Here is a 20,667-nt window from a genome sequence, read left to right as displayed (position 1 = left end):
TGCATTGCATCATTGAAACCTTGCCACAAGCCGCCTAAAGTCAATTCAGGCGCACACATGCCGTGTGCCACCCATAACGTGACAAGTTGGATACTTAGAGGAGCAGATCATGCGGCTCACGACTCACCTCTTGCGACACGAGAACCACTTCGAGTTGCGACATGCAACGATGCCCACCTATATCGTAAGCTACCTATTCCCCGCGGTGCTGTTGCTCTATGAAATATGGCGGGTCGGCTCATGGGTATCCGGGCACGGCATGAACTTTGCCAACTTCAGTTCAATGGGGTACGAATACACTGTGATGCTCGCCTGGTTCGGACTACAGGTGACAATTGAGATCGTGTTTCTGATCGGTGCGGCGCTCAGCCGCCATCACGACTTCGGGCATCGCATCGCCAATTTGCTGTGTGGCATGTTTTGCTCTGCCGTCGTCCTGTTGTTTGATTTCGGCCTACAGCACTGGATGTGACCGACGCGGCCGCCCGTCGTCGCTGCTGCGCTAAAAATGCCTGTGTCTTGCGCGCAAGGCATTTAAGCGCTTTAGCAGGGGGAAAGCGGTGCGAGAACTTGAGACCTATAGGCCGAACCTTGAAAGTCAACAACAAGAATAGTTCGTTGATTCGAGCACCGTTTGCCGATTTATCCATCGATTTATTTACGAAGGCATAGTCGCTCACTGTCCAATTTCTTGGGTTCGATTCAAATTTAGTGGACGTAGCCGCCACGCTCAGATCGGTCAGTGCTAGACGCTTATTTCCGCGCGCTGACGTTGAATCGGTGCTGACCGTGGAAGACCATGAGGGAAGGCAGAGCAGAACCGGAATGGGACCGGTAGGAGGAAAGCGCGGGTTGACCACGTGAGAGCATGCCTCACCTTATCGTTTGCCGCCAGAATGGCTCGCATGGCATGCCCTGGCTCCGGTTACTTCTCAGCGCCGTGCGGTGCGTGCCGCAACAATAGCCTCACCTTTCTTGCCATCACAGGCAGCCGCCGCGCGGCTGACAAGCCCATAATGGATACTCGTTATTTGTTTGCTTCCCACACGTCGGATCCGACCTCGCTTCGAACCGAGATGGACAACAAGGCCGAAGCGCCAACACCGCAACCCGTTCAGCGACCAGCTCCGCGCTCGATGAGCGGGCATGCAATACCGATGCTGAGTTGGTCCTCCAGCGATCGGCGTGGACCGCATACGCGGCCGGAGAGCCGCCACGCGTATGGCATGACGTGGCACCAGACGGTCCAGGTGGGATCGGCCCACCGCCCCACATCGCCTATGGCGTCAACGTCGGCGCGGCGAGCCGAATGGCCATCCGACGCCTCGCCGCCAGGCGTGGCGACCCGAACCGCGCCGGCCGGCCTGGGCAACGCCACCCGTGCCTGGGGTTACACGTTTCGTCCCAATCCCCAGGACGCTGCGCTTCTCCAAGATCTGTCCGCGCGCCTGGCTGCCTATTGCGACTCGCAGCAGGAGGGTGAACCTTTGAAAAAAAGATTATAGAGCGGCACGTGCGTGACCTAAAAAGGGCTATCGGAATGGCTGATGGAACAGCCTGAGCAAAGCCTGGCCAATGTGCTGACATGGCTTGAAGCCGGTCATCTGTCCGATCTCGGCCAAAAGCAATTATTCACTCGGTATCAGGCCAACCCGGTAGGCGGACGCAACGCCCAAGATGACGCTTCGTCCATCGGCGCCTCAGTCCGGTGGCTACGAAAGTTGCGAGCATGGGAGTGCGAGCAGGCGTTGGACAGCATCGTTTTGCCGGGGGTTGCTAGAAACCCTATTCCTGCAGAGATAGATACTCAGGTCAAACAAGAACTGATTGCGTCTTGGTTGGCGACGCAATCTTCGACGCAAACCGATAAAAAAGTGCTTCAACAGGCTTCGCATTTGTCGACGAGAGATAAAGTCGTCTTAAGATCATTGGCACGGTGGTTTTCCAAAGCATACGATCAAACGGACAAACTGGATTGCATTGCTAAAAATGCAAAGCCGGATATGATAAATTTGATCATTGAGCATTACAAATCAAGTACCATTGATCATTATAACAGCAACGTCAATGCTTCAATAAAACGCTTTCTGTCAGGAGAAAAAATTTCATTCAAAAGAAACCTGGATGCACAATTGCATACGGACGATAAGCTGGCAATCAATATTATTAAAAAACATCAATTTGATAAGCCAATTATTGCGGCATTTAAGCAGTTTGCCATTTGGGAAAGAGATCAGCCGCAGCCGGCGGGCTTGGCACAAATTATCGCAAACCCGGCCTATCAAGCTCACTCTGAGAGGTTATTGAAAGCATTCAACAATGACAATAATGTAAAACTTATTTATAAAATATGCTTAAAACGGGAAATCCCCAAGGCCCAAAGAAGCGACGAGTTGAAGCAAGCGTTAAGTAAGCTACTGCCTTAATGCGTGAAACGGTCCGCCATCGGTCATCGAGCGATTGACATTGAATTTTAACATCCCGAGTGTCACGCCATTGACAAAGCTTGGCCCTGCAATATCCGATATCCCCTCCTATCTCGTTATTGAGAGCGAAGTTGGCGATCGGGCAAGCCTTAAACAGCGACAACTATGCCGAAACCAAAAACAAACCCGCCGCTGGTATTGCCAAGGGACTAAAGCGCTTGCCCTATCCGCTGCACGGGGGTGCTGTGAATCGCACATGTGAGAGGAGTTGGCCCCTGCTAAGTTTGCACATACTTGACCACTAAATGTGTCGCCACCCCGTGCCGTTGCCATTGTCAACAGCAACTTAGAAGTGGCTCTTCCATACTTTGTGTAAAGTTTCACGTCACAAGTTAGTAGCGGTCTCCAGCACTTCTGCATCACCAGCGTGTGTCCAGATCATCCATCTTACTCTCGGTGTTACCTGTTCGGGCCTTCGTTCGCGGTGATCCTCGGCTCGCCGCTTTCGCCTCGACCTACTACGCCCTCTGCTCGCCATCCTGCCGCCTCTTGATGTCAGTAGCTGGCACCTTCGCCAGCACGCGAGCGGCTCTCCCCGAGTATGACACCCCCACCTTCACGCTCATGCCTGTCGGATATACGTAACGACGTCGGTGCAAGTTTCGGGCTTCAGTGATTATGGATATCTTACCCAGTCGCCATGCCTCGTACCCGCTTCCTGTTCGTCAAGCCAGCGCTTTGTCTCGGGCTTCCTCTAGATTCGCAGTCGCCCGCGACACCCTTGCCTCTGGCTAACACTTCCCCTTGCCGGGCGTGTAGAGGACTTTCGCTTCCTAGTGAGTGCGCCCTGCCGGGCGCACCGCAAAAAAACGCACGGCTCGCAGCCGTGCGTCTATTCGCGGCCCGGAATCGTCTGGCGCGCTCCGTAACCCGCGTCTCTCAGGTTCCAACTCCACCCTCTCTATCGGGATAATTATTTGCCACCAATAATTTAATCTATCAGTGGTTTGACGCACTGTAAAGGGCTAATTTCGGTGTTCCAACCTCACGGCCATCTTGCGAAAAGCGATAATCGAGGCCTCTAGCGTTCACCCTAAAAGCGATTGTCCCCCCTTTTGACCGATCTATCGGTAACCTACTGCGACGGCAGTGTCCTGCAAACCGTGCGCCTTAAGAAATGCCCTCCCCCGTCGTCCTAAAAGCAAGATTGATGCTTGTGGTACCGGGACGCCAGATACTCGACTGACCGCTAAATAGCATGGCGACAAAAGATCTGTCGTCATGCGGCCCGTATGCCGACGCTTACCTAAAGACCGAACAAGAACGAATCTAGCTTGGTGTTATTGACCTATACGACCATCAGTACGGCGCGCATCCCAGTTTCCACAACAAAATTCGGGAAAACGATTCGCTCCACCGATTGTGGCACTGTGTAGCATCCCATGGAACACCGGCGGCGGCGCGCCCACACAGGCGGCCTGGCCGTCCAATACCTACCACAGCACATGCATCGGCTGTGTAAAGCACGACAAGTCGTTCTAGCTCCCAACGGTCTGACCCTGCCAACTCAAGCATGCACGAGCGCGCAGCGCAGTGAGCAACCATGACCAAGCAGCGCGATTGGCGCTGAGCCGCAACGCGAATTTTCCATAGACAGACGCCCCGCTCGTTGTATGCAGATCGAAATGCCAGCGGACACCGGTATGAGCCTCGGCAAAAACGCTTGCTGCACGTTTGAGCGGCGCCACGCGCCGCGCACATACGTCAGCGACCCGTTGCTACACTAGCTCGATCGGTGCAGTCTCGTCGCTATGGATGCCGTACAACACCAACACGGCGGGAACCACTCCGTCGCTGAGGGAACCGCCCGCAGCGGACGCCGTCGTCAGCACTCCATGATCGATCCAGTATCAGCAAATATGAATGGCCAGTCTTTCTTCGCGCTCAACGGGCACTTCTCCCTGCAGCGTCAGCGCAAGCGGATCGGACAGCCACGCCGGCTCAGCGCTGGAAGTCATGGACGGACCCGAGATTGAGTCACTGCGTAAGTTCATTGAGCGCGGTGCAGCATTGCGCCAGCAGTTGCGGATCGCCGAGATCGCCAGCGTTCAGACGATCGCGATAGTGCCTCTCGACTCCGCGTTCAGTTGCGCAGACAACTTGTCGTTCCTCCACAGCGATGGCTTCACTTCATCGATCTCTCGCACGGTCAACATGAGCAGGTAAGGCGCTAGCGCGAAAATGGGGACCCTCGCTTGATCGACGGTATCGCGGGTCACTTGGATGCTGGTCATGGCGACTCCTCGATTGCAGTCGAATAAAAACATCTTGGATGGTAGCTAATACAACACCTTTCGCCTACGCGAGCCGTTTTATCGGTTCCCGTAGACGGTCCGGCGCGCCACTTCGCCGGCAGCCCGCCGGATTCGTGGTTAGCGTGTCGCGCCCGTGGCGTCGGCGTCAGAATCACGGATATCGACATTGCACACCAGCGAGGATCGGGAATGTCTGACAGATTTTCAGTCCGCCATTGCGGAGCAAAGCCACCAATCGTGGCCGACTCCGCCGACGCGAAACCGCGAACGGATCAACGCAAGGCGACTGACACTGCTAAGCGTGCACCCAGCAATGGCCGATTGTCCGGGCTAGGCGCGAAGCCTGCCTACCGATCCGATGCAGCCCGCCGCCCCGAGGCAACCAACCGCGACCGCACCGCGCCCCGGGCGACGGCACCGCGCGTACCTGTCAACGGTACGCGAACGCCAGGCGAGCCACGCTTCAGTTTCGACATCCAAGACAATCCTTTCTGGCAGGCCAGCGAGAAGGGTCCAAAATGACGGCATAGGGTCCGCCCGCTCTGTCACGCTGTTTTCAGTCGATACTCGGGCCGTTACATTGACGAATGCACGCCGCTGCTCACGCAGCGTCACGCCGAACTTCTCGCGATACGCGTTGGCAAAATGAGCAGCCGAAGAGAATCCGCACACCAGTGCTGATCTGCCGGACTGATTTGCTGGTGCGCTGCAACGGGATCTTTGCCTCGCCAGCCGCTGCAAGCAGTCTAACACTGGTCTGATGTCCGTCAATAAACAGGGCGTCAAAATCAACATTGCCACATGCATCGTGCGGGGCGTGTTGACAGGCATGAGCCCCAAGGTTACTTCAGGCTGCCGGATAGAAATTGTCGCAGCCTTTCGCTTTGCGGTCTAACCAGCACATCCTGCGACGCAGCGAGCAACCACGCGATCACCGCGCGGCCGAACCACTGATGCCCGTCGCTATGCAGGTAGGCGGGCGGATACTGAGCCAGGATCTCGATCATCGCTGGGCCCGTCGCACGCCAATCGAATATCGGCGCTCAAGCCGATGCAGCATCACCAGGTATCGTGACCAGCTTGCCAACAGTGCCAACGACCAGCGCGGCGTCAACACGCAAAGTCCTGTGCATGTCTGTGCGGGCGGGCGAAATCGCGCCTTGCCCTGCACGCGCGACAACCGTGCAGCGATAATAGCTAGTTTTTAAGAACGCAAACAACAGGATGACCCTATCACTGCGGGCCCGCCTCCGCGCATTGGTCATGCGCGCCATGATCAGGCAGAAGGACATGTCACGGCGTGGCCGCCCTGGCCGCCAAGCACTCGCCGTGGCGCTCGCGGCAGCGCTGGTGTTGCACGCGTCGGCTTCATGCGCAGGGACGCTCGCGTGCGCGGCGCACGACCGTGCGCACGGCCGCGCGGCGGTCGGTCTGGTGCTCTCTGGCGGTGGCGCGCGTGGCTATGCACACCTGGGCGTGCTCAAGGTGTTGGAGGAAAACCGCATCCCCGTGGATTGCATCGCCGGCACCAGCATGGGCGCCGTGGTGGGCGGCTTGTACGCGAGCGGCATGAGTGCAACAGACATGCAGAGCCGGCTGGCGGGCGTGAACCTGACGGACATCGCATTCGACGTGCACCAACGCGCCGAGCTGCCGCAGTCGCAACGCGAAGACGAACAATCGTATGCCAGCAACCTAACACTGGGCGTCAGCAGCGACGGACTGAAATTGCCACGTGGCCTAGTTCAGGGCAACCGGCTGCAAGCGCTGTTGTCGGATTGGACCTCGACGGTGCCTGGTGACCTGTCGTTCGATAAGCTGCCGATCCCGTATCGAGCGATCGCGACCGAGTTGCGCAGTGGCCAGATGATTGTGCTGGATCATGGCTCGCTGCCGCAGGCAATCCGCGCCAGCATGGCAATGCCCGGGCTGTTCGCGCCGACCGACGTCGACGGGCGTACACTGGTGGACGGGGGCTTGGTCAGCAACCTGCCGGTGGACACCGTACGGGCTATGGGCGCGGACGTCGTGATCGCCGTAGACGTCGGCTCGCCGCTGCGCTCGCTCGATGCACTCGCGACGCCCGCAGACGTGATGCAGCAGATGATCGGCATCCTGATCCGGCAAAACGTTACGCAACAACGCTCGCGGCTGGTCGCCGGCGACGTGCTAATCCAACCCGATCTCGGTTCCCTAACCTTCACCGATTTCGCGAACGCGGCACAGGCGATTGAGGCCGGCGAGGCGGCGGCCCGCGCGGCTCTGCCGCAACTGCGGCATCTGGCGCTGGCGCCCGCCGACTACGCCGTTTACCGCCGCACACACGCCGCTCCACCACCGCGCCCGATACGCCTGACGCAGATTGATATCGAGTCGGTCGGCACAGTACCAGCCGCGCGGATCCGCAACTATCTGCATGTGCGCCCGGGCGACCTTTACGATCCACACCAGCTGAACAAGGACCTGTTGACCTTATCAAACTCCGGTGACTTCGAGGACGTCACGCAGAAGCTAGTCGAACACGGCGACGAACACCGGCTCGTGATCACGGCGCGGCAGAAGTCATGGGGGCCAAACTTTCTGCTGTTTGGCCTGGGCCTGTCAAGCAGTTCAACCGATGAAGGCGGATTTCGGCTGCATCTGGGCTATCGCCGACCGTGGCTGAGCCCGTCGGGACTCGAAGGACGCGTGGACACCACGCTCGGCAGCGACCTGATCAGTGTGCATGGCGAACTGCGCCAGCCGCTGTCCAGTGCATTCGGCTATTACGTGGCGCCCTATGTCGAGTACGTGGGCCGCTACGCGAACCTCTATAGTGATAACGTCCGCATTACCCGCTTTCATTTGCAAACCAAACGCGCCGGCATCGATTTCGGGCTGCCGCTCGCGCGGCTCGGTGACTTGCGCCTCGGGCTCGCGTATGCACACGGCTTCGCATCGCCGCTATACAACCTGCCACTGGGTGAAAGTGGCACACAGTTGGCGTTCCCGGACGCCTATAGCCGACAGTTGAGCATGCGCGCACGGTTGGTTATCGACCAGCTCGACGATTCGCAATTCCCCCGCAGCGGTTACTTTACGGAGATCAGGGCCGAGCGTTCGCTCGCCAGCAGCGAAGACCGCGTCACCAAACTGTACGGCAAGGCAATGGCCGCGGCCTCGTTCGGACGACACAGCATTAACGTCGGCATCGAGGGCGGCAAGGACATCGGCGGCACTAACGCGATCAACCCGCTCGGGTTCACGCTGGGCGGTTTCCGACACTTATCCGCGTATGCAGCCGATCAATTGGCCGGCACGTCGATGGCCTATGCCCATTTCACGTATATGAACCAGTTGACTTCGTTCAATGCTGGTCCGTTCCGCGGCTTGTTCGCAGGCGTCACGACGGAAATAGGTAACGTCTGGAATGGCTTCAACGACGCGCTGGGCAGCGGGCCGATGAAGCGCAGCGTGTCGCTGTTCACTGGGCTGACCAGCTCATTCGGGCCGGTCTATTTCGGTGTCGCACTCGCGCCAGAGGGACGTCGCAATGTGTATTTCCAGTTCGGACACGTCTATTGAGCCGCGGGCGGTGGCAGTTAGCTATTGGCTATTGGCTATTGGCTATTGGCTGTTGGCGCCTGGCACAGGCTATCCGGCGATGGAGGCGCTCAGACCACCGATCAGCTGACAACTTACTCCCATGCCACCTTGCTGAATTGATATCCTCTGCCACGCACGGTCTTGATCCGTTGCGGGTTGGCCGCATCGTCGTGCAGCTTGCGCCGCAGCTTGGAAATACAGCCGTCGACCGTGCGATCCACGCCGTCAAAACCGATGCCGCGCAGCTGCCGCATTAAGTCGTCGCGGCTCACGACCTCGCCGGCACAGCGCACCAGCGCCCATAGCAAGTCAAACTCGGCTGAGGTGAGATCGGGCACGCTACCATCAGGCAGGCGAATGCTGCGCGTGGCACGGTTAATCTCGAATTTGCCTAAGATGAGGCACTCCGGCTCAACACTCGTCTCGCCGCCGAGCTGCAGCCCGCGGCGCAGCAGCGCCTTGATCCGCGCAAGCAGCACGCGTGGCTCCACCGGCTTGTGCACATAGTCATCGGCACCGAGCTCTAGTCCCAGTACCTCGTCAAGATCCTCATCCCGGGCTGTCACCATGATGATTAGACCATCGAACTGTTTGCGCGCCTCGCGGCATATCTGGAAGCCGTCCTTGCCGGGCAGGTTCACATCAAGGATTACCAGGTCGGGCCGACGCGCGAGAATCGCGTCCAATGCGTCGTTGCCGTGGAGTACGATATGCACGTCATACTCGTGCTTGCGCAGGTAGCTGGCCACCAGCGCAGCCAGGCGACTGTCGTCTTCGATCAGCAGGATGCGTGAAACCATGATAGAGCCGCTCAATGGCATGGATGTTTCGCGCGCATTCTACGATACGACTCGACATTTCTCTGCGCATTTCGAAAGGAATGCCGGTCGTCCAGCCGCCGACAATGCGTCGTTCGCGCGCTCAGTGGCCCTGTGCGAGCGCCTTCAACCTGGCCTCGCCGGCAACCTTAGCGGCGCTTTGCGTGGCAAACGCCTTGTTTGACACCCGCAAGCGCCGCACTTCACGCGCTGCGAAGTCCACCAACGTGTTTATCCAAACTCCTATCGCACCGGGTTGCCAACGCAGACCGCATGCTCAATGGGGCGCCGAACTCAGCGCATGCCGCGCCTGCAACGTCCGCACGCGTACCAGCGCAGGCACAGCCCGCGACCGTGCATCGTACAGTTCGCCAGACCGGCCATGAACGCCGTCAGTGCCTATCCATTGCTGCGCGCATCGCTTGAACCGATCCAGTTGGGCCAGCTCTATGTGCGCCACGCAAGACGCTATTGTTGCACAGCATGCTGGTTGCTCATCGATCTGCCCGCCGTTGTTGTGTTTGCTATGGCCATCACCAGAGAGCCGCTGAGACGGCACACATGGACAGCCATGCGCCCACATTGTAGGAGCCGACCGATCCGCTATTCAGCCGTGGAACGGTGAACATCTATATCGTTCCGGACAATAATTGATTGAAACGATCCGCGTAATCCGTGTCGTCCGAACCTTGCTGTACCGACGTAGGCACCACTTCGGCAGCCAGTCGCTCGAGTGCCTCGACCACGCGAAAGGTGGTCTTCGCCACCTCATGCAACTGCGCGCTCGTGGGCTCCAGAATACTACGCATCCTCGGGACAATTTCGTAGACGGCCAGTGCGTGCAGCGCCTGCTCCAGCTGCTCGAGGCGGTCTTGCCGATCGACGTCACGGGCCGCTGCCCGGACAAATGCATCGAGCTCGCCCGGCCGGGCGCCTCGCTCGCCCAAAGCGACCAGGTCCAGGCGCAAATCGAACATCCGGAGCATCCATGGCACAACCATGCGATGCTGGCGCTCGTGCAGCACTTCGGGTGGAAACAGGGCCGCCGCCCCGGACCACGCCAAAATATCACTGTTGTCCGCGACCTCGGCATCGGCGATGCGCAGCGCGACCCACAGTTTATCGCGTTGATCGAGCTGATCGAACACATCGGGCAGCACAGGCACCGCCTGCTGTTCAAGTATCCGACGTTCGAGCACCTTGCGCACAGATTTTTGCTTCTCGTACTGTCTCATCCGTGCGTCGACATCGAACAGCGTTTTCCACGGCTGCGGCGATCCGTGATGAGGACAGGGCAGGGTACGACAGTCAGCAAGATCGGCATGGGCCTCCCGCATCCACATCCTGAGCCGGGCACTCAACGGCGCCGTCGGCCGTTCCTCCAAAATGGCCATTGTATCGCCCTGCGTGGAGTGGAACGCCTCAAGCGGATTGAAATTCGTGTCGTGAAAGAAATGAGGCAAAACACTGAATATGTCGGCACTTTGCTCGCTAGACGATCGCATAGTCGGGCTAATAGTCAAACTGGTCCGGGAGCGGCGGGGTGCGTGTCCCAGGATGTCTATTGACGGCACACCGCGAAGGATGATATCTCCGTTGGGATGGGCATTCCCATTCGTGTTGTCGGGGCGGGGCCCATGGAGGGTAGACAGCGACGACGCCCTGCTTAGCGACCTGCGCTTGTATTCATCGGATGGACGCTTCACCGGTGTGGACGGACATGTTCTCGAATGAGCAGCGTCTGTCCAACCATGCGATGTCTCCGTATCATCCCGCCCCTGCAAGGTTGGGGTGTCCGTGTGCGACAACTTGCGCGGCTTGCCGTCGCCAGGCGCAGCCGGCATGGCGCCGCCATCAAGCTCGGGTCCATCTGGCCTGCCGCGCTCGTCAATCCCGTCGTGTTCTCCGCGCGCATACCGCAGGGAAGCGTCAACGCGCGGTGCGGTAAATGGCGCCTCCCCTGTACGATGCTCGGCCGACGCACTCATGTCGCTGCTCGTCGTGTCGCCGCACCCCGCGGTTATGGCCAACACCATGCCGGCGCCTAACTTTGAAAGCAATCGACTTGTCTGTCGTGTCATTGTGTCCTCGCCATAAAAAATGCAGCTTCTGCATCGGGCTGCGAGCCTGGCATAATCGGAGGGAAGTAGACCGTATAGCGTCGGATAAGCGATCTAAAAAGACCGATGCTCCAGTGCGGCGAGTGCGCGCGGTAGCACTACAGCGCATAAGCGCGCTATGATCGCCCGGTAGTGTTAGATCAGATGTAGGCAGACTACCTTGGCCCGGTCTTCCCAGCGCCGCAATTGCAGTGCATCGGCGGCGAACGGGTTCAGTTGTGCAAAGCCCGCGCTCCCAATCCTTGTGTAACTCGCCGTCGGCCACCACGATCTCGTTACGCGACAGCAGCACGTCGAGGTAGCCAATGCCCTTGGTATGGAACTTCACGTGCTGCTCGAGCTTTCAGGTGTCGAACGCGGCAACCTCGCCCATCAGGGCCGACGTAAGGACGATCACCGCCATCCCGTCAGCCGGCCGTGTCGGGTTCGAGTAGGCCACCTCGCCCGCGTGGGACAGCGCCAGCAAGTCGGCGAAAGTCTTCGGCTCGGTCTTGGCTGTGTCGGGGTTGATCGCGAACGAAATACGGTTTCGTGCCCCATCGCACGCGACGCCGACAGCCGTGCCCAAACCTCGTAGAATCGGTGAGGGAGCGTATCGGCCCGTCGCCGATGCCGTGCTCGGTTGCCGTTATACCACACTGCTTTGTCAGCGAGATGAAAACGTTCATACCCGAAGTTCCGGCCGAACGCCGCAACGGTGCCGATACGGCCGAGCCGCCGCACACGCCGACCGAGCTGGGTGACGTGCAGACGAGCCTGCGCTCACTGGCCGGCTTCGTGCTGGCACATCCTCGCCTATTCGTGCTGACAGGCGCCGGCATCAGTACCGCCTCGGGCATTCCCGACTATCGCGATGCGAACGGCGAGCGCAAAGGCCGTGCGCCCATTTTGCTGCAAGAGTTCCTTTGCTCGCCGACGGCACGCCGCCGCTACTGGGCTCGCAGCGCACTCGGCTGGAAGGTGCTGGCCCAGGCCGAGCCAAACGCCGCGCACCATGCGCTGGCGCGGCTTGAGGCGTTGGGTCGCGTCGAGCGGCTCGTCACACAGAATGTCGACGGCCTGCATCGTCGCGCCGGGCAAACCAGCACGATCGAGCTTCACGGCAACATTAGCCGTGCCGTCTGCATGAGCTGCGGCCGCGTGCATGCGCGTGAGGCTATCCAGCAGCGGCTCGAAGCGGACAATCCGGTGCTGCAAACGCTGTCGGCCAACGCAGCGCCCGATGGCGACGCCGATCTCGAGTCGATCGACTTCGATACGATCCGGGTGCCGGTGTGTGACTATTGTCAGGGCATGCTAAAACCGGACGTGGTGTTCTTCGGCGAGGGCGTGCCGCGCGAGCGTGTCGAGGCAGCACAGGCCGCACTCGCGCACGCCGATGCCTTGCTCGTCGTCGGCTCGTCGCTGGCAGTTTACTCTGGCTATCGTTTCTGCGTGCAAGCGGCGCGAGCCGGCAAGCCGATTGCCGCGATCAACCTCGGGCGCACGCGTGCCGATCCGCTGCTCGCGCTGAAGGTCACGCTGCCATGCGACCAGGCGCTGCTGTCAGTGCTTGTCGCCCTGCCGTCTGTCAACCTGCGCGAACCCACGTAATCTGCCAGCCCTCTCGCCGCGTTCGCGACATCTCATCCATCCGATGCCTGCACACGTCCGCTCGATAGGAATTCCAGTTTACCTGGCCCGTGCGCACAGGCCCCTCTTCAAAACTCGCCGAGGCCTCGTCACGCACGTGCGTGCTGCACTGGCACAGCTTGGCGCGTGAATCCGGGCTCCTTGGCGCATGCGTGGCAACGCCGGGACAGGCCGGGACGCCCGATGCTGCGCCACCGCGGGACGACAAAAGCGCGTAACGGTCACGGATACATCGATCCACGCAACGGTCAGTCGCTCAGCGGCTTGGCCATCGCGACGCGCAGATCCATCGGGAACCCCAGCGCCCGTTCATGTGCGAGCACCGCGCGCATCTGCTCGCCCTGCAGCGCGCTCGGCAACTCGGCGAAACCCTCGCTGCGATAGAACGGCGCATTCCAGCGCACGTCCCGCAACGTCGTCAGCAGCGCTTGCCGGTAGCCCTCGGCACGCCCAGCGGCGCACGCATGCCGCAGCAATGCACGGCCATGGCCCCGACGGCCGTAGGCAGGCTCGACGTCCATCTGCCGAATATGGAACCCACCGTCGAGTTCACTGCCGAGCAAATATCCGATCACGGTCCGATCATCGTGCTCCACCACCCATAGCTTGCGTTGCCGCACCCCGCCGGCAAGCTCATCCTGAGTCAATCCATGCGCGGTAAACACTGGGAACGCGACATGCCCGCGCAGCCGCTCGCCGGCGCGGCACTCTATCGACAACAGCATGGGAAAATCCGCTGGGACAGCAAGACGAATCATCGGCAAGCGCCTAAAAAACTCCCACAGCAGCATTCTATAAAGCGTGTCGGTCCGCCACCGCTCCGCGGCCGAAGTCCGAAGACCAATGACCGACAACCGGCGATCGACGAACAAGCGTGTTCAAACGCGCGAACGGCGCACGCCGATCCGGAGCCGGGCTCACGCCCGCACAGGCAGCACCTTATCGCGCGGCATTGAGCTTACGCCACAGTGTCGTCTTGCTAATGCCCAGCGCCTGGCATGCTGCATTGCGATCGCCATCATGAGCCTCCAACGCGGCACGGATCTCGTCCGCCTCGACGTGGCGGCTACGTTCGCGCAGTGTCAAAACGGGCATGTCGGGGTTAGCCGGCGTGTCGAATAACTCAGGCGCGATCATGCGCAGCACGGCTACGGTCAGCGCGACGTCGTCATCAACCTCGGTATCGGCCAATTCGACCGCAATCCGCTCGATGACGTTCTGCAACTCACGCACGTTGCCGGGCCACCGGTACGCGCACAGCGGCGCGGCCACCGGCGCCAGTATCCGGGTCGCCACGCTGGTATCCGGCACGCGCGCGGCCAGGCGGGACTCGCGTCGCGCCGCCTGCAGCAGCAACTCCGCCGCGAGCAGCATCACATCATCAGGACGCTCACGCAACGATGGCAGCGCAATGCTCAAGATATTCAGCCGATAATACAGATCAGCGCGGAATGTGCCCGACTCGATGCCGTCGGTCAATGCACGATGCGTAGCGGCGATCACGCGGATATCGACGCGCACCGGCTCAGTCGAGCCCAGACGCACCACTTCGCGTTCCTGGAGCACCCGCAACAAACGGCTTTGCAACGGCAGCGGCATCTCGCCAATCTCATCCAGGAATAAAGTGCCACGATGCGCAGCTTCGATCAGACCCACCTTGCCCCCCTTGCGCGCGCCGGTGAAGGCGCCCTCTTCGTAGCCGAACAGTTCGCTTTCGAGTAGTGCCTCCGGAAAGGCACCGCAGTTGATAGCCACGAACGCGAAATCGCGCCGCGCACTCAGGCGGTGGATGCTCTGGGCAACCATTTCCTTGCCGGTGCCGCTTTCACCGAGCACGAGCACGGTCGCGTCCGAGCGTGCATAACGACGCACCAGCGCGCGCACGCTCTCGATCGGCGCGCATTCGCCGATCAGGTCGTCCAGATGATAACGGGCGGTAAATTGCTGCGCACGCGGCCGTGACCGCAACGTGCGATCCAGCCGCTCGACCGCGCGCGACTCTTGGAACGTCAGCACGGTGCCGCTCTGCTCGCCGCCGGGGCCGTCGAGCGGGCCGCGATGCACGACGTAGCTCACGCCGCGGATCACGCTGAGCGTATCGCCCTCGGCGTCGGGCAGCGAGTCGGCCAGGTACGGCGCCAGATCCAGCAGCGGGCGCCCCGCTGTCTGCGTGGCGCCGATACCGAGGGCATCGGACAGCCGTTGGTTCATCGCCTCGACGCGCCCTTCGGCATCGAGCGCCACCACCCCGTCGCGCAGGTGCTGCAGCAGGTTGTCCAACCGGGCGCGGCGCAGTGCCTCGGCACGCGTGGCCTGCGCAACTTCCAGCGCGGTATCAAAAGCGGCACGCACGCAGGCGCGAGAGTACAGAAATACCGCCTGCATGCCGGCGCGGGTGGCAAGATCCGCGACCAGGCCGGGCCCGACCACCGCGCCGACGCCACGCTCACGCAAGTCTTGCACGCAGGTCTGCGCATCCTGCACCGATCGATACGAGCCGAGGACCACATCGACGCCGTAGGCGTGCGTGAACTGCCGGACCTCCTCAGGAATATCGCCGTGCGTGACCAGCGCGACCCATGCCGCGTCGCGCCGTGCTTGTGCCAGCGCATGCATCACATCGAAACCGGTGGGATGGATCAGTACGACCGGCACGTTCACACGCCCTTTCAGATACGCGCCGTTTGATCCGCCGGCCACCACCACGTCTGGACGCATCGCGCCGGCCACATTGATTTCATGCACCGCATCTTCGAAACCGCGCGAGACCACGCGCAGTTGCGCACGCCCGTCATACTCGCGAGCGATGTCCAGGAACAAGTCTCGCAATCGGCTTATTCCCATGGCCCACATCCGCGGGCGGGCGGCCGCGTCGGGTTGTACGATGCTCAAGGCCCATTACTCCGTTAGTAATACCGCATTATGCGCCACATTTCAGAAATGAAATGATGGATTTCAATAGTGAAAAGAAAGCTGCGATCGCCGAGCCGGCACCGCCCGAAAAATCAAGTCATTGGCGCTTTTATCGACCGTGGCTCGGAACTTGCTTAAACGTCGCGGTTTTCCTGGAGCGACAATGAATCCACCCCCCTCTCAGCCCGCCAACGCGGGTGCCAAGTTTCGCGCTGCCGTTGCCCAAGCCCAGCCGCTGCAAGTGGCCGGCGCGATCACTGCCTACGCGGCGAAGATGGCCGAAGCCGTTGGCTTTAAGGCCGTCTACCTGTCCGGCGGCGGCGTCGCGGCGAATTCACTCGGCTTACCAGACCTGGGCATCAGCACAATGGAAGACGTGCTAATCGATGCGCGCCGCATCACCGATGCAACCTCGCTACCGCTGCTGGTTGACATCGATACCGGCTGGGGCGGCGCGTTCAACATTGCGCGCACCATCCGCTCGTTCATCAAGGCGGGGGTGGCGGCCGTGCACATCGAGGATCAGGTCGGTCAGAAACGCTGCGGTCACCGGCCAGGCAAGGAATGTGTGCCGACCAACGAAATGGTCGACCGCGTGAAGGCGGCAGTTGACGCGCGTAGCGACGAGCAGTTCGTGATCATAGCGCGCACCGATGCCGCCGCTGCCGAGGGCCTGGACGCCGCTATCGAGCGAGCACTCGCCTATGTCGAAGCCGGGGCCGATATGATCTTTCCCGAAGCAATGCGCACGTTGGATGACTACCGCCGCTTCAAGGCCGCCGTCAAGGTGCCGATCCTGGCAAATCTGACTGAGTTCGGCTCGACCCCGCTGTTCACTGTCAACGACCTGCGCGACGCCGACGTGGACATCGCGCTGTACTGCTGCGGCGCCTATCGCGCGATGAACGCAGCGGCGTTGCACTTCTATCAAACCGTGCTGCGCGACGGCACCCAGAAGGCCGCCGTCCCAACCATGCAGACGCGCGTCGATCTGTATCACTACCTGGGCTATCACGCATACGAGCAGAAGCTCGACGCACTGTTCGCCGCCAACAAATAACGCTTGCGTCCGGAGACGAAACCATGAGCGAAGCAGACAACAACGCGCCGGCAACGCGTGCCTTCAAGCCAAAGAAATCGGTCGCGCTGTCCGGCGTGGCCGCCGGCAATACCGCGCTGTGCACGGTCGGGCGTACCGGCAATGACTTGCACTATCGGGGCTACGATATTTTGGAGTTGGCCGACGCATGCGAGTTCGAGGAAGTCGCCTACCTACTGGTGCACGGCAAGCTACCGACCGTGGCCGAGTTGGCCGCCTACAAGGTCAAACTCAAGGCGCTGCGCGGGCTGCCGGCGAACGTCAAGGCAGTGCTCGAATCCATCCCGGCGTCGGCTCATTCAATGGACGTGATGCGCTCGGGTGTCTCCGTGCTCGGTACCATGTTGCCCGAAAAGGACGATCACAATCTGCCCGGCGCGCGAGACATCGCGGACCGGCTGATGGCCTCGCTTGGCTCGATTCTGCTGTACTGGTACCACTATTCGCACAACGGCAAGCGCATCGACGTCGAAACGGATGACGACTCGATCGGCGGTCATTTCCTGCGCCTGTTGCACGGCAAGGCGCCGACGCGCTCATGGGTTGACGCGATGCACGTGTCGCTGAACCTGTACGCCGAGCATGAGTTCAACGCATCGACGTTTGCCAGCCGTGTGATTACCGGCACGGGCTCAGACATCTACTCGGCGATCACCGGGGCAATCGGTGCGCTGCGTGGCCCGAAACACGGCGGCGCAAACGAAGTCGCGTTCGAGATCCAATCGCGCTATTCCACCCCCGACGAAGCCGAAGCGGACATCCGCCGCCGCGTCGAGAACAAGGAAGTGGTGATCGGCTTTGGCCACCCCGTCTACACGATCTCCGATCCGCGCAACAAAGTGATCAAGGAAGTCGCCAGGAAACTATCAAAGGAAGCGTCCAACACCAAGCTGTTCGACATTGCCGAGCGCTTGGAGAGCGTGATGTGGGACATCAAAAAAATGTTTCCAAACTTGGACTGGTTCAGCGCGGTGTCGTATCACATGATGGGCGTGCCCACCGCGATGTTCACGCCGCTGTTCGTGATCGCGCGCACGTCCGGCTGGGCGGCACACATCATTGAGCAACGCGTGGACAATAAGATTATCCGCCCGAGCGCCAACTATACCGGCCCGGAAAACTTGCCGTTTGTGCCGCTCGAGAAGCGGGGCTGATGTCGATGAATACCGCTTACAGAAAACCGCTGCCAGGCACCGACCTGGACTTTTTCGACGCGCGCGCCGCCGTCGATGCGCTGGCACCGGGCGCCTACGACGAACTGCCGTATACGTCGCGGGTGTTGGCCGAAAACCTGGTGCGCCAGTGCGATCCGGCCATGCTTGACGCGTTTCTATTGCAACTCATCGAGCGCAAGCGCGAACTAGATTTCCCCTGGTACCCGGCACGCGTCGTCTGCCATGACATCCTGGGCCTAACCGCGTTCGTCGATCTCGCCGGGTTGCGCGACGCGATCGCGGCGCGTGGCGGTGATCCGTCATGGGTCAATCCGGTCGTGCCGACCCAGCTGGTGGTCGATCATTCCCTGGCGGTCGAATACGGCGGCAATGACAAGGACGCGTTCGAGAAGAACCGTGCGATCGAGGATCGCCGCAACGAAGACCGCTTCGACTTCATCAATTGGACCAAGAAGGCGTTTCGCAACGTCGACGTGATCCCGCCCGGCAACGGGATCCTGCACCAGATCAACCTGGAGCGCATGAGCCCGGTTGTGCAGGTCAACAATGGCGTCGCCTTCCCCGACACGCTCGTGGGCACCGATTCGCACACGCCGATGGTCGATGCGCTGGGCGTGATCGCCGTTGGGGTGGGCGGGCTGGAGGCGGAAAGCGTGATGCTAGGGCGCGCATCGTGGATGCGTTTGCCGGATATCGTCGGCGTGAAGCTGAGCGGCAAGCCCCGAGCCGGCATCACCGCTACTGATATTGTGCTGGCCCTCACCGAGTTCCTGCGTCAGGAAAAGGTCGTGTCGGCCTACCTCGAGTTCTATGGCCATGGCGCGGCCAGCTTGACACTCGGTGACCGCGCAACGATCTCGAACATGGCGCCCGAGTTCGGCGCCACCGCGGCCATGTTCTACATTGACGAGCAGACGATCAAGTATCTGCGGCTGACCGGGCGCAGCGACGAGCTAGTCGCACTGGTCGAGCAATATGCGAAGCGCGCTGGCCTCTGGGCTGACACGTTGACACACGTGCAATACGAACGTGTGCTCGAGTTCGACCTATCGACCGTGGTACGCAACATCGCCGGTCCGTCCAATCCGCACAAGCGCGTGCCCACCTCGGAGTTGGCCGCGCGTGGCATCAGCGGCAAGGTCGAGCGCATGCCCGGCCGCATGCCTGACGGCGCGGTAATCATCGCGGCCATCACCAGTTGCACCAACACCAACAACCCGCGCAACATGATTACCGCGGGTTTGCTGGCACGCAACGCGAACCGGCGAGGGCTGACCCCTCAGCCGTGGGTGAAAAGCTCGCTGGCTCCCGGCTCGAAGGCCGTCACACTGTACCTGCAGGACGCGCAACTGCTGCCGGAACTGGAGCAATTGGGCTTTGGTCTCGTCGCGTACGCATGCACATCGTGCAACGGCATGTCCGGCGCGCTGGACCCGGCCATCCAACAAGAGATCGTCGAGCGCAACTTGTATGCGACCGCAGTATTGTCCGGCAACCGGAACTTCGACGGGCGGATCCACCCGTATGCAAAGCAGGCGTTTCTCGCCTCACCGCCGCTGGTAGTAGCGTATGCGATCGCCGGTACAATCCGTTTTGATATCGAGCGCGACGTACTCGGCCTCGACCGCGATGGTCACCCCGTCACGCTGCACGACATCTGGCCCGGCGACGATGAGATCGACGCGCTGGTTGCGGCCAGCGTCAAGCCAGAGCTCTTTCGCCAGGTATACGAACCAATGTTCGCGCTCAGCGTTGACGCAGGCCAGCAGACCAACCCGCTGTACAACTGGCGCGAGCGCAGCACCTACATTCGCCGTCCGCCGTACTGGGAGGGTGCACTCGCCGGGGAGCGTACGTTGCGCGGCATGCGTCCGCTCGCAGTGCTCGGCGACAACATCACCACCGATCACCTGTCGCCCTCCAACGCGATTCTGGCTGACAGCGCCGCCGGCGAGTATCTCGCCAGGATGGGCGTACCGGAAGACGACTTCAACTCGTACGCGACCCACCGCGGCGACCACCTGACCGCCCAGCGCGCAACGTTCGCGAACCCGACGCTGAAAAACGAGATGGTCTTGGAAAACGGCGCGGTTAAGACGGGTTCGCTTGCTCGCGTCGAGCCGGAGGGCAAGGTCATGCGCATGTGGGAGGCCATCGAAACCTACATGGCGCGCAAGCAACCGTTGATCGTCATTGCCGGCGCGGACTACGGGCAAGGCTCGTCGCGCGATTGGGCCGCCAAGGGCGTGCGGCTGGCCGGCGTCGAGGCCATTGTCGCGGAAGGCTTCGAGCGCATCCACCGCACCAACCTGGTCGGTATGGGCGTGCTGCCGCTAGAGTTCAAGTCCGATGTCAACCGCATCACGCTGGGTATCGACGGTACCGAGACCTTCGATGTGATCGGCGAGCGCAAGCCGAGCGCCGCTCTCACGCTGGTGATCCATCGCCGTGACGGCGGGCGTACTGACGTCCCGGTTACCTGCCGGCTCGATACGGCCGAGGAGGTCTCGATCTACGAAGCAGGTGGCGTGCTGCAGCGTTTTGCGCAGGACTTCCTCGAATCGGCGAAACCGGCCGCGTGACG

16 protein-coding genes and 2 pseudogenes are annotated in these 20,667 nt (G+C 60.9%); 8 read left to right on the top strand and 10 right to left on the bottom strand.

From position 1 onward, the window contains the following. Window positions 1–109 precede the first annotated feature (109 nt). Together B0B13_RS02195 and B0B13_RS02190 are read left to right on the top strand one after the other, a co-directional pair. On the top strand, window positions 110–472 hold the full coding sequence (locus B0B13_RS02195; protein ID WP_076794138.1) for a hypothetical protein: 363 nt from the start codon (window positions 110–112) through the stop codon (window positions 470–472). A 1,075-nt stretch (window positions 473–1,547) separates the two neighbouring features. Beyond that, the gene (locus B0B13_RS02190; protein WP_076794137.1) at window positions 1,548–2,426 is read left to right on the top strand and encodes a hypothetical protein; all 879 of its coding nucleotides are present in this window, start codon (window positions 1,548–1,550) and stop codon (window positions 2,424–2,426) included. Between the two features lie 2,037 nt (window positions 2,427–4,463). Here B0B13_RS02190 and B0B13_RS18915 read toward each other — a convergent pair. The 4 genes and pseudogenes from B0B13_RS18915 to B0B13_RS18630 all read right to left on the bottom strand — a co-directional run bounded on the left by B0B13_RS18915 (window position 4,464) and on the right by B0B13_RS18630 (window position 5,748). Beyond that, window positions 4,464–4,538 (bottom strand): hypothetical protein, encoded by a 75-nt coding sequence (locus tag B0B13_RS18915; RefSeq protein ID WP_286137234.1) that lies wholly within the window; start codon window positions 4,536–4,538, stop codon window positions 4,464–4,466. After that, window positions 4,535–4,720, bottom strand: a complete 186-nt coding sequence (locus tag B0B13_RS18910; protein WP_235091151.1) for a hypothetical protein — start codon at window positions 4,718–4,720, stop codon at window positions 4,535–4,537. Before B0B13_RS18910 ends, B0B13_RS18915 begins: the two co-directional genes overlap by 4 nt. Window positions 4,721–5,323: 603 nt before the next feature. Further along, a pseudogene (locus tag B0B13_RS17550) lies at window positions 5,324–5,468 on the bottom strand (helix-turn-helix domain-containing protein); the annotation flags it as partial. 115 nt (window positions 5,469–5,583) lie between these two features. Next, on the bottom strand, window positions 5,584–5,748 hold the full coding sequence (locus tag B0B13_RS18630; RefSeq protein WP_212667352.1) for a hypothetical protein: 165 nt from the start codon (window positions 5,746–5,748) through the stop codon (window positions 5,584–5,586). A 283-nt stretch (window positions 5,749–6,031) separates the two neighbouring features. Here B0B13_RS18630 and B0B13_RS02170 point away from each other — a divergent pair, with 283 nt between their 5' ends. Further along, the gene (locus B0B13_RS02170) at window positions 6,032–8,305 is read left to right on the top strand and encodes a patatin-like phospholipase family protein (RefSeq protein WP_502686584.1); all 2,274 of its coding nucleotides are present in this window, start codon (window positions 6,032–6,034) and stop codon (window positions 8,303–8,305) included. Window positions 8,306–8,418: 113 nt separating this feature from the next. Here B0B13_RS02170 and B0B13_RS02165 read toward each other — a convergent pair whose 3' ends face one another. The 3 genes from B0B13_RS02165 to B0B13_RS18900 form a co-directional block, all read right to left on the bottom strand. After that, the gene (locus B0B13_RS02165) at window positions 8,419–9,126 is read right to left on the bottom strand and encodes a response regulator (protein WP_076787967.1); all 708 of its coding nucleotides are present in this window, start codon (window positions 9,124–9,126) and stop codon (window positions 8,419–8,421) included. A 121-nt stretch (window positions 9,127–9,247) separates the two neighbouring features. Continuing rightward, window positions 9,248–9,370, bottom strand: a complete 123-nt coding sequence (locus tag B0B13_RS18905) for a hypothetical protein (protein WP_255763142.1) — start codon at window positions 9,368–9,370, stop codon at window positions 9,248–9,250. A gap of 403 nt (window positions 9,371–9,773) precedes the next feature. After that, on the bottom strand, window positions 9,774–10,607 hold the full coding sequence (locus B0B13_RS18900) for a hypothetical protein (protein WP_237574360.1): 834 nt from the start codon (window positions 10,605–10,607) through the stop codon (window positions 9,774–9,776). A gap of 133 nt (window positions 10,608–10,740) precedes the next feature. On the opposite strand from B0B13_RS18900, the gene B0B13_RS18895 reads away from it, so the two are divergent. Continuing rightward, window positions 10,741–10,878, top strand: a complete 138-nt coding sequence (locus B0B13_RS18895; RefSeq protein WP_237573992.1) for a hypothetical protein — start codon at window positions 10,741–10,743, stop codon at window positions 10,876–10,878. A 591-nt stretch (window positions 10,879–11,469) separates the two neighbouring features. On the opposite strand, the pseudogene B0B13_RS17540 reads toward B0B13_RS18895, so the two are convergent. Beyond that, a pseudogene (locus B0B13_RS17540) lies at window positions 11,470–11,823 on the bottom strand (2-aminoethylphosphonate ABC transporter substrate-binding protein); the annotation flags it as partial. Between the two features lie 95 nt (window positions 11,824–11,918). Between B0B13_RS17540 and B0B13_RS02145 the strand changes: the two are divergent. Continuing rightward, on the top strand, window positions 11,919–12,857 hold the full coding sequence (locus tag B0B13_RS02145) for an NAD-dependent protein deacetylase (protein ID WP_083703587.1): 939 nt from the start codon (window positions 11,919–11,921) through the stop codon (window positions 12,855–12,857). 287 nt (window positions 12,858–13,144) lie between these two features. On the opposite strand, the gene B0B13_RS02140 is transcribed toward B0B13_RS02145, so the two are convergent. Then, on the bottom strand, window positions 13,145–13,621 hold the full coding sequence (locus B0B13_RS02140; protein ID WP_076794131.1) for a GNAT family N-acetyltransferase: 477 nt from the start codon (window positions 13,619–13,621) through the stop codon (window positions 13,145–13,147). Window positions 13,622–13,835: 214 nt separating this feature from the next. Next, window positions 13,836–15,749: a propionate catabolism operon regulatory protein PrpR gene (gene prpR / locus B0B13_RS02135; protein WP_076794129.1), complete on the bottom strand. Its 1,914-nt coding sequence runs from the start codon at window positions 15,747–15,749 to the stop codon at window positions 13,836–13,838. Window positions 15,750–15,972: 223 nt separating this feature from the next. On the opposite strand from prpR, the gene prpB reads away from it, so the two are divergent. From prpB to acnD, 3 genes are read left to right on the top strand one after another with little or no spacing between them, the layout of a single operon-like run. Beyond that, window positions 15,973–16,869, top strand: coding sequence for a methylisocitrate lyase (gene prpB, locus B0B13_RS02130; RefSeq protein WP_076794127.1), 897 nt, complete (start codon window positions 15,973–15,975; stop codon window positions 16,867–16,869). Window positions 16,870–16,892: 23 nt separating this feature from the next. Then, the gene (prpC, locus tag B0B13_RS02125; RefSeq protein ID WP_076794125.1) at window positions 16,893–18,062 is read left to right on the top strand and encodes a bifunctional 2-methylcitrate synthase/citrate synthase; all 1,170 of its coding nucleotides are present in this window, start codon (window positions 16,893–16,895) and stop codon (window positions 18,060–18,062) included. 5 nt (window positions 18,063–18,067) lie between these two features. Then, window positions 18,068–20,665, top strand: a complete 2,598-nt coding sequence (gene acnD / locus B0B13_RS02120) for a Fe/S-dependent 2-methylisocitrate dehydratase AcnD (protein WP_076794537.1) — start codon at window positions 18,068–18,070, stop codon at window positions 20,663–20,665. Window positions 20,666–20,667 lie beyond the last annotated feature (2 nt).

Origin of the sequence: Burkholderia sp. b14 (assembly GCF_900156195.1) — a bacterium.
Taxonomy (GTDB): Bacteria; Pseudomonadota; Gammaproteobacteria; order Burkholderiales; family Burkholderiaceae; genus Mycetohabitans.
This window is presented reverse-complemented; position numbering and strand designations above follow the sequence as displayed.